General features: G+C 60.8%; 13 protein-coding genes. 5 read left to right on the top strand and 8 right to left on the bottom strand.

Features of this window, described 5'->3' with window-relative positions; translation table 11 throughout:
* Nucleotides 1-81: 81 nt before the first annotated feature.
* On the bottom strand, nucleotides 82-708 hold the full coding sequence (locus tag M6D32_RS06050) for a glutathione S-transferase family protein (protein WP_298254356.1): 627 nt from the start codon (nucleotides 706-708) through the stop codon (nucleotides 82-84).
* Nucleotides 709-969: 261 nt separating this feature from the next.
* Between M6D32_RS06050 and pyrE the strand changes: the two genes are divergently transcribed.
* Nucleotides 970-1,533 carry an orotate phosphoribosyltransferase gene (gene pyrE, locus M6D32_RS06045; protein ID WP_298254354.1) on the top strand — a complete coding sequence of 188 codons (564 nt, stop codon included), beginning with the start codon at nucleotides 970-972 and terminating at the stop codon, nucleotides 1,531-1,533.
* 151 nt (nucleotides 1,534-1,684) lie between these two features.
* Nucleotides 1,685-2,482, top strand: a complete 798-nt coding sequence (locus tag M6D32_RS06040) for a DUF2865 domain-containing protein (RefSeq protein ID WP_298254352.1) — start codon at nucleotides 1,685-1,687, stop codon at nucleotides 2,480-2,482.
* Nucleotides 2,483-2,503: 21 nt separating this feature from the next.
* Here M6D32_RS06040 and M6D32_RS06035 read toward each other — a convergent pair whose 3' ends face one another.
* Entirely contained in the window at nucleotides 2,504-2,935 is a 432-nt protein-coding gene (locus M6D32_RS06035; RefSeq protein WP_298254350.1) for a hypothetical protein, read from the bottom strand.
* A 351-nt stretch (nucleotides 2,936-3,286) separates the two neighbouring features.
* Between M6D32_RS06035 and M6D32_RS06030 the strand changes: the two genes are divergently transcribed.
* Nucleotides 3,287-5,776: a glycogen/starch/alpha-glucan phosphorylase gene (locus tag M6D32_RS06030; protein ID WP_298254348.1), complete on the top strand. Its 2,490-nt coding sequence runs from the start codon at nucleotides 3,287-3,289 to the stop codon at nucleotides 5,774-5,776.
* A 20-nt stretch (nucleotides 5,777-5,796) separates the two neighbouring features.
* Here M6D32_RS06030 and M6D32_RS06025 read toward each other — a convergent pair whose 3' ends face one another.
* The 6 genes from M6D32_RS06025 to M6D32_RS06000 form a co-directional block, all read right to left on the bottom strand.
* Nucleotides 5,797-7,434, bottom strand: a complete 1,638-nt coding sequence (locus tag M6D32_RS06025; RefSeq protein ID WP_298254346.1) for an ABC transporter ATP-binding protein — start codon at nucleotides 7,432-7,434, stop codon at nucleotides 5,797-5,799.
* An 8-nt stretch (nucleotides 7,435-7,442) separates the two neighbouring features.
* Nucleotides 7,443-8,621, bottom strand: a complete 1,179-nt coding sequence (locus tag M6D32_RS06020) for an ABC transporter permease (RefSeq protein ID WP_298254344.1) — start codon at nucleotides 8,619-8,621, stop codon at nucleotides 7,443-7,445.
* Nucleotides 8,621-9,730, bottom strand: a complete 1,110-nt coding sequence (locus M6D32_RS06015) for a microcin C ABC transporter permease YejB (RefSeq protein ID WP_298254342.1) — start codon at nucleotides 9,728-9,730, stop codon at nucleotides 8,621-8,623. Before M6D32_RS06015 ends, M6D32_RS06020 begins: the two co-directional genes overlap by 1 nt.
* A gap of 3 nt (nucleotides 9,731-9,733) precedes the next feature.
* On the bottom strand, nucleotides 9,734-11,632 hold the full coding sequence (locus M6D32_RS06010; RefSeq protein ID WP_298254341.1) for an extracellular solute-binding protein: 1,899 nt from the start codon (nucleotides 11,630-11,632) through the stop codon (nucleotides 9,734-9,736).
* Nucleotides 11,633-11,646: 14 nt separating this feature from the next.
* Complete coding sequence (locus tag M6D32_RS06005) at nucleotides 11,647-13,542, bottom strand: extracellular solute-binding protein (protein WP_298254340.1); 1,896 nt, start codon at nucleotides 13,540-13,542, stop codon at nucleotides 11,647-11,649.
* A gap of 312 nt (nucleotides 13,543-13,854) precedes the next feature.
* Nucleotides 13,855-14,403: a cytochrome c family protein gene (locus M6D32_RS06000; RefSeq protein ID WP_298254338.1), complete on the bottom strand. Its 549-nt coding sequence runs from the start codon at nucleotides 14,401-14,403 to the stop codon at nucleotides 13,855-13,857.
* 210 nt (nucleotides 14,404-14,613) lie between these two features.
* Here M6D32_RS06000 and M6D32_RS05995 point away from each other — a divergent pair, with 210 nt between their 5' ends.
* Nucleotides 14,614-15,354: a 3-deoxy-manno-octulosonate cytidylyltransferase gene (locus tag M6D32_RS05995; protein ID WP_298254336.1), complete on the top strand. Its 741-nt coding sequence runs from the start codon at nucleotides 14,614-14,616 to the stop codon at nucleotides 15,352-15,354.
* 19 nt (nucleotides 15,355-15,373) lie between these two features.
* The coding region (locus tag M6D32_RS05990) for a prephenate dehydratase domain-containing protein (protein WP_298254358.1) at nucleotides 15,374-15,536 on the top strand (163 nt) is incomplete at its 3' end.

The following is a 15,536-nucleotide window of genomic DNA, read 5'->3' as shown; positions in this document are numbered from 1 at the left end:
GCTCGCCCAAACGCACAGCCAATAACGCAGCAGCCCCACAAGGGGAGAGAGAGAGAGAGAGAGAGAGAGAGAGAGAACTCTTCAGTCCAGTTTCGCTTCCATGCCGCGCTTGACGCCGGGCCGCGCCATCAGCGTCTCATACCAGCGCTTCACGCTCGGAAAATCCGACAGCTCTACCTTGTGGCGCGGATGCCGCCAGGCCCAGCCGAGAATCGCAAAATCGGCAACCGACAGCGCGCCGGCAACGAACTCGCGGTCGGCAAGCCGCCGCTCCAGCACCCCATAGAGCCGCAGCGTCTCGGCCATATACCGCTTCAGGCCATAGGCGCGGTCCTGCTCGTTCTCCAGGGCAACGAAGTGGTGCACCTGTCCGGGAAACGGCCCAAAGCCGCCCATCTGCCACATCAGCCATTCATAGACCGGAATGCGCTCGGCCAGCGGCGACGGTAAGAACTTGCCGGTCTTTTCGCCGAGATAGAGCAGGATTGCGCCGGATTCGAACACGCTGACGCGCTTGCCGCCTGGGCCGTCCGGATCGACGATGGCCGGGATCTTGTTGTTCGGGCTGATCGCCAGGAAGGCAGGCGCCATTTGTTCGCCCTTGGAGATGTTGATCGGAAAGACCTTGTAGGGCAGCCCCATTTCCTCAAGCGCCACGCTGATCTTGCGGCCGTTCGGGGTATTCCAGGTATGGAGTTCAATGGTCATTACGGATTCCTTGGGCATTGGCGCGAAGCGGCGTCTGTAGCATCACCGGACAGGGTCGGAAACGGTCTTAGGCGTGGGGCGAGTTCTCAGGAAGCGAATGTCAAATCCAAAACCGCACCAGGATCATACGTTTGCCAGTGCCCCTGTGGCTCTGACATTCATAAGCGAATCCGCTGTGAACTGGTATGAATGTCAGAGCCGGGGCACTGGAATTAGCGGCCGTCCACGCATAGATTGCGCCACCCGATACGGAGATCCCTGTTGTCCAAATCCGCCTCCCGCGCCCGCCTCGTCGAGATCATTCGCAAGCGCTCCTTCGGGCGCGGCGAGATCACACTGGCCTCCGGGCGCAAGAGCGATTTCTACTTCAATCTCAAGCCCACGATGCTGGATCCCGAGGGCGCCGCGCTGCTGGCCGAACTGACCTTTGAAGCACTCAAGGATGACGGTCTGGACTATATCGGCGGATTGGAGATGGGCGCGGTTCCGCTCGCCGGCGCGGTCGCCCAGATTTCCTGGCTTAAAGGCCACCCGATCGCGGCTTTCTTCGTCCGCAAGAAGCCGAAGGAACACGGCGCCCGGCTTGCGGTGGAAGGCCTCGCCAAAAACGAGACCCTTCATGGCAAGCGCGTGGTGATTGTCGAGGACGTGACCACGACCGGCGATTCAGCGCTCAAGGCCGTCGACGCGGTGCGCGATGCGGGCGGCGAAGTCGTTCTGGTGCTGACCATGGTGGACCGCCAGGAAGGCGCCGTCGAAAACTTTGCGCAGGCCGGCCTTCCCTTCCGCTGGCTTTTCCAGGCAAGCGAATACCTTAAGGAATAAGACGGCGAAGCGCAGCGCGAGTCTTCAAAAGAGCACTTTTTCGCCTCGCTCCAGCCCTTGCTCATAGCTCGTTTACCATCCCGCACTAATGTCAACGGCGCCGGGCAGTGAGTTGCTTTGGCGTTATGATTTGGTATCGGTGGAGTAAGCGTTGCGTATCGAGTTGACCGACCAGCGCCAGCAGCGCCGCAAGGCGTCCGTTGCTGCCATCCTCTTCGCCGGCATCCTCGCGCTGGTGCCGCGCCAGGCGTTCGCCGAAGGTCTGTTCGACCTGTTTTTCGGCGGCTTCCACAAGCAGCAGCACCAGACAGCGCCAGCCCATGCGAATTTCTTCGCCGACCTTTTCCAGCAGAACCAGCAGCCAGCGCCGCCGCTGCCTGTCGCTTCCAGCGGCCCCGCCTTTTGCGTGCGAAGCTGCGACGGCAAATACTTTCCGCTGACCCGCGGCAATGCCTCGCCGGTTCAGATGTGCCAGGCCTTTTGTCCGGCAAGCCCGACCAAGGTCTTCTACGGCGGCAATATCGACAGCGCCACGAGCGCAACCGGCGAGCGCTACGCCGACAGCGAAAACGCCTTTGCCTACCGCAAGGCGCTTCGCGCCGATTGCACCTGCAATGGCCGCGACGCCGCGGGTCTGGCGCCGGTCGATCTGACGATGGATAGCTCGCTCCGCGCGGGCGACGTGATCGCCACCACCGATGGCCTGGTCGCCTATTCCGGCATCAAGGTCGGCAACAATAGCAGCCCGGAATTCATCCCGGTTGCCAGCTATCCCGGCCTGACGGCGGATGTGCGCGCTCGCCTTGGCGCGATGAAGGTTGCGCCGGTCGCAGCGGATGCGCTCGGCGGCGACGCGCCGAGGGCGGACAGCGATAACGACGGGATTGCCCCCGCCGCACCGGCGGCCAGGTCAGTTCCCTCGCGCGACAAGCGGGCAGAACTGAACTGACGGCCTCGCTCGGCGTCATGCTTACCGCCCGACAATCACGCCGATGACATTCGGAGCCGCGCGGTATTTCTCCTCGATCTGAGCGCGCGCCGCGGTGCGGTTTTCCGGCGTGAGCAGGCCGCACTTTTCGGCTAGAATCATCCAGCAATAACCCCACCAGTCGGTCAGCATGCCGTCATCGTCCACGAGGTCGTAGCCCTGCTCGGCCGCAAAGATGCGCGCACGCGCTTCATCAAGCGAATCCAGAAAGGCGTGGTCGGCATCGGAGAACAAATCGTCGCTGATATCGTCGGTGGTGTAACCCCAGACCGAGTGGCAGACGGCGTTGAATTCCCGGTCGATCGCGTCGTCATCGACAAGCTGGCGGCGCGAGGTTTTATGCAGTCGCGACAGCGAACGGGCGAAGTCGGCGATACGGGTGAGAGCGAATTGATCGAAAGCAATGGTGGACATGTAGTCCTCGGCAAGCTCGACAGACCATAGATGTTGTGTTGATACGTCTCGAATCACTATGATATATCAAAGGCTTGCTAAAGTGTTCTTAATTTGTTCCGGAGAACAAGCTGACGTTCTCCGTAATTGTGCGCTTTTAAGTAGAGGCCTGGTTTCTGAGGGGGAAGGAATACCGTAGCGCAGCTTCGCCGGGACGGCGATCTCCCGCAGACGGAGTTCCATGTCCGGCCCGGTCCTTGCACGAAAGATATGCAGATCGCGCGCCCTCGCAGCCCCTTGCGGGGTTCGATCCCCCTGCAAGGTGCGGTATCTTGGGGCTTGTCGCAGGATTTGCATTTGCCAGAGCCTTCAGTGAATCCGCCAGCGCCCGGCCAGTCCATCGATGAGCTGGCGCTGTCGGAAATCAAGAGCGCCATCCTCGCCAAGCTCCGGCTTGCCATCGGCAAGGACGCCGGCATGGCCACCAGGCACGACTGGTACAAGGCGGCGGCGCTGGCGCTGCGCGACCGCATCGTGCATCGCTGGCTTGCTGCCGACAAACAGAGCTACGATACCGGCCGCAAGCGCGTCTATTATCTCAGCCTCGAATTTTTGATCGGCCGCCTCTTCAGCGATGCGCTGAACAATATGAGACTGCTGGAGCTGTTCGAGGCCGCGCTCGGCGACCTTGGCGTTGCGCTATCGGAACTGCGCAAATGCGAGCCCGATGCGGCGCTCGGCAATGGCGGGCTGGGACGGCTCGCCGCCTGCTTCATGGAAAGCATGGCGACGCTCGGCATTCCCGCCATCGGCTATGGCATCCGCTACGATTTCGGCCTGTTCCGCCAGATCATCAACGACGGCTGGCAACAGGAATATCCCGACGAGTGGCTGAGTTTCGGCAACCCCTGGGAATTCCAGCGGCCGGAAGTCGTCTATCACATCCATTTCGGCGGCAGCGTCGAGCAGGTCGACGCCAACGGGCGCAGCCGCGCCGTCTGGCATCCGGCGGAAACCGTGCAGGCGCTCGCCTACGATACGCCCATCGTCGGCTGGCGCGGCCACAACGTCAACGCGCTCCGCCTGTGGTCGGCGCGCTCACCCGACCCGCTCCGGCTCGACGTCTTCAACACCGGCGACTACATCGGCGCTGTCGCCGAAGAGGCGCGTGCGGAATCGATCTGCAAGTTTCTCTATCCGAACGACGAGAGCCCCGCTGGGCGCGAACTTCGCCTGCGCCAGGAATATTTCTTCGTGTCGGCATCGTTGCAGGATCTGGTCAAGCGCCACCTTGAAGCCGACGGCCAGCTGCGCAGCCTCTCGCAGAAGGTCGCTGTTCAGCTCAACGACACTCATCCGAGCCTCGCCGTCACCGAGTTGATGCGTATCCTGATCGACCTGCACAATTTCCGCTGGGAGGAAGCCTGGAAGGTCACGGTCGAGACATTCTCCTACACCAACCACACGCTGTTGCCGGAGGCGCTCGAGACCTGGCCGGTCGAATTGTTCCAGCGCCTGTTGCCGCGGAATCTGGAGATCATCTATCGCATCAATGACGGCCATCTCGCGCTCGCCGATGAGCGCTGCCCCGACGACATCGAGTTCCGCGCTTCCGTCTCGCTGATCGACGAGAAATCCGGAAGGCGGGTGCGCATGGGGCAACTGGCTTTCGTCGGATCGCATCGTATCAACGGCGTCTCGGCGATGCATTCGGACCTGATGAAGGAGACCGTGTTTCACGATCTCAACCACCTCTATCCCGGCCGCATCACCAACAAGACCAACGGCATCACCTTCCGCCGCTGGCTGATGCTGGCCAATCCGAAATTGACCGACCTGTTGCGCGAGACCTGCGGCGAAGCCGTGCTCGACGACCCTACCCTGCTGCGGAACATCGAGGGCCATGCCGGCGACAGCGTGTTTCAGGAGAAATTCCGCAGCGTCAAGCATCACAACAAGATCGCACTGTCGCGGCTGATCGGCGAAAAGACCAACGTCAAGGTCGATCCGTCGGCGCTGTTCGACGTTCAGATCAAACGCATCCACGAATACAAGCGGCAGTTGCTCAACATCATCGAGGCGGTCGCGCTCTACCACGCGATCAAGGACAATCCGCGAGGCAACTGGGTTCCGCGCGTCAAGATTTTCGCCGGCAAGGCGGCAGCGAGCTATCGCTACGCCAAGCTGATCATCAAGCTGATCAACGACGTCGCCGAGGTCGTCAATAACGACGACGCCGTCGCCGGCCGCCTGAAAATCGCATTCCTTCCCGACTACAATGTCAGCCTGGCGGAAGTGATCATTCCGGCTGCCGATCTGTCCGAACAGATTTCAACCGCCGGCATGGAAGCCTCCGGCACCGGCAATATGAAGCTCGCGCTCAATGGCGCTATCACCATCGGCACGCTCGACGGCGCCAATATCGAAATCCGCGAGCATGTCGGCGCGGAGAACATCGCGATCTTCGGCATGGAAGCGATGGATGTGATGGTGCGGCGCAGGCAGGGGCTGGATGCGACCGACGTGATCCGGGCGTCGCCTGCGCTTTCACGCGCGATCAATGCGATCGGCAGCGGGGAATTCTCGCCCGGCGATGCCAACCGCTTCGAATCGATCGCGCATGCGCTGCGTCACCTCGATCACTACATGGTCAGTGCAGATTTCGATTCCTATTACGCCGCGCAGCGCGGCATCGATGCCCGCTGGCAGACGCAGGCGGCGTGGATGCGCGCCTCCATCCTCAACGTCGCACGGATGGCCTGGTTCTCATCCGACCGAACCATCGCCGAATATGCCGAAGATATCTGGAACGTGCCGGTCAACGGACTGACACCGGTCGCAAAGCTTCGCGCCGAGGGCTAACGCCATGCTGGCGCCGGCCGTTACTCCCTGACGACACCTTCGCCAGCGCTTTCCAGCCTGAAAGCAGCCGCAAACAGTGCGCGGGTATAATCGGTCTTCGGGCTCCTGAACAGCTCTGCTGCGGGGCCCTCCTCCATCACCTTGCCGTCGCGCATCACGATCAGATGGCTCGCGAGCGAGGCCACCACGCGCAGGTCGTGCGAGATGAACATGTAGGTCAGGTCGCGCTTGCGCTGCAATTCGCGCAGGAGGTCGACCATCTGGGCTTGAAACAGCATGTCGAGCGCGCTGGTCGGCTCATCCAGCACGATGAAGTTTGGCTCCAGCACCACGGCCCGTGCGATCGAGACGCGCTGTCGCTGACCGCCGGAAAATTCGTGCGGATAGCGCAATCGCGTCGCCGGATCGAGGCCGACCTCGCGCAGCGCCTGGACGACCCGCGCATCCCGATCGGCCTCCGAGAGCGACTTTTGATGCACGGCAAGGCCTTCGGCAACGATATCGCCGATCGACATTCGCGGACTGAGCGAGCCGAACGGATCCTGAAACACGATTTGCATGTCGCGCCGGAACGGCCGCATCTGCTTGAAACGCAAGCCCTGTATCCTGTTCCCCAGGAAGACGATCGGGCCATCGGACGAGATCAGCCGCAGCAACGCCAGGCCCAGCGTCGTCTTCCCGGAGCCGGACTCCCCGACCACGCCGAGCGTTTCTCCTTTGCGCACCTTCAGGCTGACGCCATCCACCGCTTTGACATGGCCAACCGTCGAGCGCAGCAGGCCGCGCTTGATCGGAAACCAGACTTTCAGATTGTCCGCCGTCATCACGAGCGGCGATGCGGGCCGCGGCGGGGCCGGATCGGGCTTGGGTTCGGCAGCGAGCAGCGCACGGGTATAGGGATGCTTCGCCGCGGTGAAGACATCTTCGACCGGTCCGTGCTCGACGATCTTGCCGCTGTTCATGACGCAGACCACGTCCGCGATACGACGCACGATGCCGAGATCGTGGGTGATGAAAAGCAGGCTCATGCCGAGCCGCTGGCGGATGTCGGCCAATAGCGCCAGGATTTGCGCCTGCACCGTGACATCGAGCGCGGTGGTCGGCTCGTCGGCGATCAGAAGATCCGGCTCATTGGCCAGGGCCATCGCGATCATCACGCGTTGGCGCTGGCCGCCGGACAGTTGATGCGGATAGCTCTTCATCCGCGTTTCCGGATCGGGAATGCCAACCTGCGTGAGCAACTCAAGCGTGCGCTGGCGCGCCATCCGGCCGCCGACATCGTTGTGAAGCCTCAGGGACTCGCCGATCTGCGCCTCGATCGTGTGCAGCGGATTGAGCGAAGTCATCGGCTCCTGAAAGATGATCGAAATATCGTTGCCGCGGATGCCCCGCATCTCGCGTTCCGGCAGCTTCAAGAGGTCGCGCCCGTTGAACAGAATGCTGCCCGACGGGTGCGATGCATTCGGATAGGGCAACAGCTTCAGAACCGACAGCGCGCTGACGGATTTTCCCGAACCGGACTCGCCGACCAACGCCACGCACTGGCCACGGCGAATCGAAAACGAAATGCGATCGACCGCGGTCGATTCACCGCTCTGGTGACGAAACACCACCGAGAGTTCGCGAACATCGAGCAGGGGCTGGTTGATGGCGTCCATGGCTGCTCTCACCTGAACGTCTTGCGCGGGTCGAACGCGTCGCGCACGGCTTCACCGATGAAGATCAGAAGCGACAGCATGATCGCAATCGCAAAAAATCCGGTGAAGCCGAGCCATGGCGCCTGGATATTGGCCTTGCCCTGAGACAGCAATTCGCCAAGAGAGGGCGAACCCGGCGGCAGGCCGAAGCCGAGGAAATCGAGCGCGGTCAGCGTCATCACCGACGACGAGACGATGAAGGGCAGGAAAGTCATCGTCGCCACCATCGCGTTCGGCAACAGGTGGCGGAACATGATCACGGCATTGGACACGCCGAGCGCCCGCGCCGCCTGGATATATTCGAAATTGCGCCCGCGCAAAAACTCCGCGCGCACAAGACCGACCAGCGACACCCAGGAAAACAGCGCCATGATGCCGAGCAGCACAAAGAAGCCCGGCGGCAATACCGCCGATATGATGAGAAGGAGATAGAGATAGGGAATCGAATTCCAGATCTCGATAAAGCGCTGGAACGAAAGATCGATCCAGCCGCCGAAATAGCCCTGCACGCCGCCGGCAGCAACGCCGATGATCGACGAAATGATCGTCAGGCAGAGACCAAACAACACGGAAATGCGAAAGCCATAGATCAGGCGCGCGACCACATCGCGGCCCTGGTCGTCGGTCCCGAGCCAGTTATATTCGAGGTCGCGGCAGCTCTTCAGGCCCTTGCGTTGCACGACGTCCTTGCACTGCGCCTCCGTCAGCATCCAGGTCGGCGGCGATGGCGCCGGCGTCGGCAAATCGAGGTTATGTGTATCGTAGGAATAGCGGATCAGCGGCCAGACAATCGTACCGCCCTTCTCCTTGATCAGCTTCTGCAAATACGGATCGCGGTAGTCGGCCGCCGTTTCGAAATCGCCGCCAAACGTCGTCTCCGAATAGGTAACGAAGGCCGGCCAATACAGATGGCCCTCATACTTGATCAGAAACGGCCGGTCGTTGGCGATCAGTTCGGCACAGAGGGAGACTAGGAACAGAACCATGAAGATCCAGAGCGACCAGAAGCCGCGTCTGTTCGATTTGAAATTCTGCCAACGCCTGTAGTTGAGCGACAGCGGCCGTACTTCATGCCCCGTCACAGGCACGGCCTCGCCGAGCGGAGCCGGCGTCCTGGTCTCAGGTGGCGGAGCGTTGGTGAGGGTCATCACACCTCCCGCGCCTCGAAATCGATCCGCGGATCGACCCACATATAGGTGAGATCGGAAATCAGGTTGACGACAAGACCGACCAGCGAAAAGACAAACAACGTTCCGAACACCACCGGATAATCGCGATTGAGCACGCTCTCGAAACCGAGCAGGCCAAGCCCGTCGAGCGAGAAAATGGTCTCGATCAGAAGCGAGCCCGAAAAGAACGCGTGGATGAAAGCGCTGGGAAATCCGGCGATCACGATCAGCATCGCATTGCGGAAGATATGGCCGTAAAGGACCTGACGTTCGCCGCAGCCCTTCGCGCGCGCGGTCATGACATATTGCTTGCGGATTTCGTCGAGGAAGGAATTCTTGGTCAACAGCGTCATGGTGGCGAAGGCGCTGAGCGACATCGACACGATCGGCAGCGTGATGTGCCAGAAATAATCGAGGATCTTCCAGTACCACGGGAATTGCGACCAGCCGTCGGACGTCAGCCCGCGCAGCGGGAAGATGCTCAGGAAGGAACCGCCGGCGAACAGGATGATCAATAGGATTGCAAACAGAAAACCCGGGATCGCAAAGCCGATGATGATCACCGCCGAGGTCCAGGTATCGAATTTCGAGCCATCCTGCACCGCCTTGCGGATGCCAAGCGGAATCGAGATCAGATACGTCAACAAGGTCATCCATATCCCGAGCGACATCGAGACCGGCAGCTTCTCCTTGATCAATTGCAGCACGCTGACGTCGCGGAAATAGCTCTTGCCGAAGTCGAACCGCGAGAAATTCCACACCATCAGGAGGAATCGCTCAGGCGCCGGCTTGTCGAAACCGAACTGCTTTTCCAAACTCTTGACGAAGTCCGGATCCAGACCCTGCGCGCCGCGATATTTGGAATTCATCGCGCCAGGCGACGCACCAGCCTGGCTTCGCGCTCCGAAGTCGCCGCCCGATGAGCCCGAAATCCGCGACGTGCCTCCGGTATCCGCGCCGGAAAGTTGAGCAAGCACCCGCTCGACTGGGCCGCCCGGTGCAAACTGCACCACGACAAACGACACGAAGAGGATCCCCAACAGCGTGGGAACCATCAACAGTATCCGGCGTGCGATATAGGCGGCCATCGGTTACTTCGCCTGTCCAGCGGTCGCCGCTTTGCTGGCATCCCCCCACCAGATATCCGGCGCGCCGACACCTTGCGCATATCGCGGCAATTTCCCGGGATGGGCAAACACATCCCAGTAAGCCAGCTTATGCGTGTTGGCGTACCATTGCGGCACCCAATAGCGCCCGGCGCGAAACACCCGATCGAACGCGCGGCAAGCGACCGTAAGATCGGCCCGGTTGTCGGCGGCGATGACCTTTTCGACCAGCGCATCGATGACGGGATCGGCGATGCCGGCCAGATTGTAGGAGCCCTTGGTCTTGGCAGCCTGCGACGTAAAGAACGGCCGCATTCCGTCCCCCGGCGTCGCCGACATGCTGAAACGCTCGATCGTCATGTCGAAATCGAAATCCTCGACCCGCGCCCGGTATTGAACGGGGTCGACGAGACGCAAGCTCGCCTCGATGCCGAGCGTCGCCAGATTCTTGATGTAGGGTGCGTGATGAGGCTCGAGCGACGGCTCGTCGACGAGGAACTCAATCCGGAAGACTTCGCCATTCGGCAACACGCGCTTGCCGTCCTTGATCGAAAGACCAGCCGTCTGCAGCAACTGCTGCCCCTTTCGCAACAGGCTGCGGTCCTGTCCCGAGCCATCCGAGACCGGCGGAACGATTGGCGGCCCGAACACCTCTTCCGGCACCTTGCCGCTGAATGGCTCGAGCAGCTTCAGTTCTTCCGGCGAAGGCAGACCGCTTGCCATCATGTCGGAGTTCTGGAACGGCGAAACCGTGCGCGCATAGGCGCCGTACATGATGGTCTTGTTGGTCCATTCGAAATCGAACGCCTGGATCAGCGCTTCGCGCACGCGGACATCTTTGAACTTGTCGCGCCTTGTGTTGATGAACCAGCCTTGCGCGCCGGATGGGGTTTCATCCGGCAGGATCTCGCGCTTGACGCGGCCCTCCTTGATCGCCGGAAAGTCGTAACGCGTGGCCCATACGCGCGAGGTAAACTCCTCGCGAAACAGATAATTCTTGGCGGTAAATCCCTCGAAGGCGACGTCGCGATCGCGATAAAATTCGTAGCGCACGACATCGAAGTTATAGGTGCCGCGGGCTACCGGAAGATCGCGGCCCCACCAATCCTTGACCCGCTCGAATTCGACGAAGCGATTGACCTCGAACTTGCCGACCTTGTAGGGGCCGGAGCCGAGCGGAATATCGAGCGTCGATTCATCGAAAGGCCGCTTCGCGTAATAGGCCTTTGAGAAAATCGGCAGGCCCGCCACGTAAAGCGGTACATCTCGCGCGCGCTTTTCGGCAAACGTGACAACCAGCGTCGCATCGTCGGCGGCTTCCGCTTTCACCATGTCGCGCAACTGTTGCACGATCAGCGGATGCCCCTTGGTCTTGAGCGTCATCAGCGAAAAGGCCGCGTCCTGCGCGGTCAGCCTGGCGCCGTCGTGAAACTTCACCTCTGGGCGCAGCGTGAAGCGATAGGTCAGCTTGTCCTGTGAAATCTGCACCGACTTCGCCACCAGGCCATACATCGCGTCAGGCTCATCGCTGGCCCGCACCATCAGGGCTGCGAAAGTCATGTCCATGCCCTGCGCGCCTTCGCCTTTGAGAATATAGGCGTTGAAGGAATTGAAGGTTTGGTACGACTGGTTGTAAGCGCGAACGGAAGGAATCAGCGAAAACAGCCCGCCTTTCGGCGCAGTCGGATTGACGTAGTCGAAATGGGCAAAATCGGCCGGGTATTTCAGGTCCCCGAACACCGACAGGCCGTGGGTCTCGTTACCATGGATTTCGTTGCCCGCATCGGCCGCGAACGATTGCCGTAGACCGGACACGCCCGAAATGCCGGTGCCGAGGACGCCGGCGCCGATGCCGAGCACACCCCGGCGGGAAAACAACGCCATGCGCGGAAAACCCCTCAAGATCTCTTGCCGATCTTGGCAGCCTTGTCGGCGTCGAACCACCAGAGCGCCGGGAATCCAGCGCGCCCATATTTTGGCAATTCTGCCGGATGACTAAAGCGGTCCCAGCGCGCGGTCCGTACTTTCGGATAATTCCACTGCGGCACGACGTAGTGATTCCACAGCAAGACGCGATCCAACGCTTTGGTGGCTGCGACCAGTTCGTCTCGGCCCTTGGCGAAAATCACTTTGTCGATCAAAGCATCGACGGCTGGATTTTTTATGCCGATCAAGTTCATGGAGCCCGGCGCATCCGCGGCTTGCGATCCCCAGTATTCTCTCTGCTCGTTGCCGGGAGAAAGCGATTCAGGCCAGCTGGCGATGATGATGTCGTAGTCAAACTTGCGCTTCCGATTCTCGTACTGCACATCGTCTACGACACGGACCGTTGCCGCAACGCCGATACGTTCCAGCGATGGCTTGTAAAACAGAGCTACTCGTTCGTATGCCGGGTCCTCAACGAGAATTTCGACTATTACCGGCTTTCCTGCAGCGTCGACGAGCTTGCGGTCCTTGATCTCGAACCCCGATTCCTTCAACAGCCGCATGCTTTCCCGCAGATTGGCGCGCACGGCCTCAGGATTGCCGCCGACCGGATTCTGATAGGGCTTGGTGAAGACTTCAGCCGGCACCTTGTCTCGAACGGCGTCAAGGATTGCCAATTCCTGCCCCTCCGGCAGCCCGGAACTGGCGAGGTCGGTTCCAGCGAAATAGCTATTGATACGGATATACTGGCCGTAGAACAGTTGCTTGTTCATTTCCTCGAAGTCGAAGGCCCAGTTGAACGCATTCCGCACCCGCGCATCCTTGAACTGCTCTCGGCGAATATTCAGCACGAAAGCCTGCATGACGCCCGAACTGCGATTCGGAAATTCCTCGAGCAGCACACGTTTCTCAGCGACAGCGGGAAAGTCGTAAGCAGTGGCCCAGTTCTTCGCGCTGTTTTCGAGACGCCAGTCGACTTGATCGCCCTTGAACCCTTCAAGCGCAACGGTCGAGTCACGGAAATATTCGTAGCGCATTTCGTCGAAATTATTCTGACCGATCTGCACCGGAAGGTCGGCGCCCCAATAATCCTTCACCCGCTCTAAAGTTAAGGTGCGGCCGGCGACGAAATCCTTGATGCGATAGGGTCCGGAGCCCAGCGGCGGCTCAAGCGTCGTCTGCGAAATGTCGCGCTTGTGGCCTTGGCTGTCGGTGCCTTCCCAATAATGCCTGGGTAACACCACCAACTCGCCAACGATCTGCGGCAACTCGCGATTGCCCGGAGAGTCGAAAGTGAATTTGACTTCGCGCTCCCCGGTCTTTTCAGACTTCACGACATGGCGATAATAGGAGGCGTACCTCGGGCTGAATTTTTTCAGCACCTCGAGCGAATAGACGACGTCCTCCGGCGTCACCGGCCGACCATCGTGCCAGCGCGCTTCTTTGCGGAGACGATAGACGACCCAGGAAAAATCAGCAGGATGCTGTGCAGCTTCCGCCAGCAGACCGTATTCGGTCGCAACCTCATCGAGAGAAGACTCCATGAGCGTTTGGTAGATCTCTCCGATGGGCGCAATCGAGCCCTTCACACCCGCCACAGCGATATTGAAGTTGTCGAATGTGCCGACCCCAATCTGCCGCGCCGTACCACCTTTCGGGGCATCGGGATTGACATAGTCGAAACGTTTGAAGCCGGCCGGATACTTGATATCGCCAAACAATGACAGCCCATGCCGCCAGGCTGGCTCGCTCGCCGCCGTGTCGGCGCTCGCGGAGCTGACGATCGGGAAAGTGGAAGCGAAGCCCAGCGTTGGCGCGATCGCGGCAGCCGCGCCGCCCTGCAAAAGATGTCGTCGGTTCAATGCCAAAGCAAAAATCCCATGGTTATCCGCGTTATCAAGAACGCTAGTGCGGCGAATTTGAAGTTCCTATCCGACGAGCCGCAGGCTCATCATTGGAACTTCAAATTCAAGGCCGCACCAGTATAGGGCAAGGCTTCGGTCGTTTAAGTTGCTTTTTGCTCATCCTGGCGGCCCTTATGGGGCGAAAGGCCGCGGCAACGAAAGCGAAACCGGGCCGGCCCTCGCGGATTTGATACCGAAGCGCGGAACCAGCGGCCCCATACGAAAACGGCCGGGATACCCCGGCCGTTCAAACAGATCGCTTCGACAAACAGGCAGCTATTTCGACGCGGTCGGCAAAGGCTTCGGGTTGTCGGAAAGCGTGTTCAGATAAGCGATGACGTCGGCCCGCTCGCTGTCTTTCTGAATGCCGGCAAAACCCATTGCTGTGCCGGGGATGAATCCCTTCGGATTGTCGATGAACTTGTTGAGGTCGTCGATGGTCCAGGTGCCGCCCTTGGCCTTCATCGCTGCCGAGAAATTGAAGCCGCGGCCCTCGCCCCTCTTGTCGCCGACGATCCCGTAGAGATTCGGACCAACCTTGTTGGGCCCGCCTTTGGTGAAGTCGTGACAGGCGCCGCACTTCTTGGCGGCCTGCTCGCCCTTCTGAACCGAGGCGGTCTGCAACAGCTTCTCGATCGGCACGGGCGCCGCTGCCGCGGCGGCCTTTTCGCCCCCGGCGGGCGCTTCCTTCACGGCGATTTCAAACCCCGGCTTTGCCAGCTTGTTGGGAGCGAAAATCGCGCCTGCGGCGAAACTCGTCACCAGCAGAAGGATGCAGGTACCGAGGATGGCACCGAGAATTTTGTTGAGTTCGAAGGAGTCCATTTTCGATCAAGGCCCCAGGCCGGAATGTCGACTTTGGCCGGAAAGAAACGGCCGCGAAAAGTGCCGGGAATCGGCCGTTTGCGCCGCACCCCAAGCCCGCATCAGATATCGGTTTGCCCGTGCTCTGGCAACCCGTATAAGCGCTTTGGCTTTTGACCCATCCCCATGATTTCCGGCCGCTTGTCCCATGGGCGACCAGATCGAATTCCGATGACCAATCCCCGCATTTTGGTGCTGATTCCAGCCCGCATGGCCGCCACGCGACTTCCCGGCAAGCCGCTGCTCGAGATGGCCGGCCTGCCGATGATCATCCATGTGCTCCGCCGGGCTGAAGCGGCCGGTATAGGCCGGGTCGCGGTCGCAACCGACACCGCCGAGATCGCGGCCACGGTCATGGCGCATGGCGGAGAAGCAGTCATGACCCGCGCCGAGCACCCCTCCGGCTCGGACCGGATATTTGAGGCGGCAGGCCGCCTCGATCCGCGCCGCGAGGCCGAGATCGTCGTCAACCTGCAAGGCGATTTTCCGACCATCACACCGGACAATATCCGCGATGTGCTGGTCCCGCTGGCCGATGCGGATGTCGATATCGCGACCCTGGCGGCCGAGATCCATACCGAGGAGGAGGCATCGAATCCCAACGTCGTAAAGGCGATCGGCTCGATGGTCAGCCCGCGGCGGCTGCGCGCGCTCTACTTCACCCGCGCCAGGGCGCCCCACGGCGAGGGTGCGCGCTACCACCATATCGGGCTCTATGCTTACCGCCGCCAAGCGCTGGAACGCTTCGTCCACCTCGCCCCCTCGCCGCTGGAACGGCAGGAGAAACTGGAGCAGTTGCGGGCGCTTGAGGCGGGTATGCGAATCGACATCACGATTGTCGATAGCGTGCCGCGGGGGGTCGACACGCCGGCCGATCTCGAAACCGCCCGTTATCTCCTTTCAAAAGCCTGAGTGGCTGGTACAAGGCGCCATGACCAAGACAACGACCAAACTTAAGAAAATCGCATTCCAGGGCGAGCCGGGCGCGAACTCTCATATTGCCATCGCGGAGGCCTATCCCGACGCGGAGGCCCTGCCCTGCCCGACCTTCGAGGACGCGCTGGCCGCGATTGCCTCTGGCGAAGCAGACTTCG

This window comes from Bradyrhizobium sp. (genome assembly GCF_027307225.1).
Lineage (GTDB): Bacteria > Pseudomonadota > Alphaproteobacteria > Rhizobiales > Xanthobacteraceae > Bradyrhizobium.
This window is presented reverse-complemented; position numbering and strand designations above follow the sequence as displayed.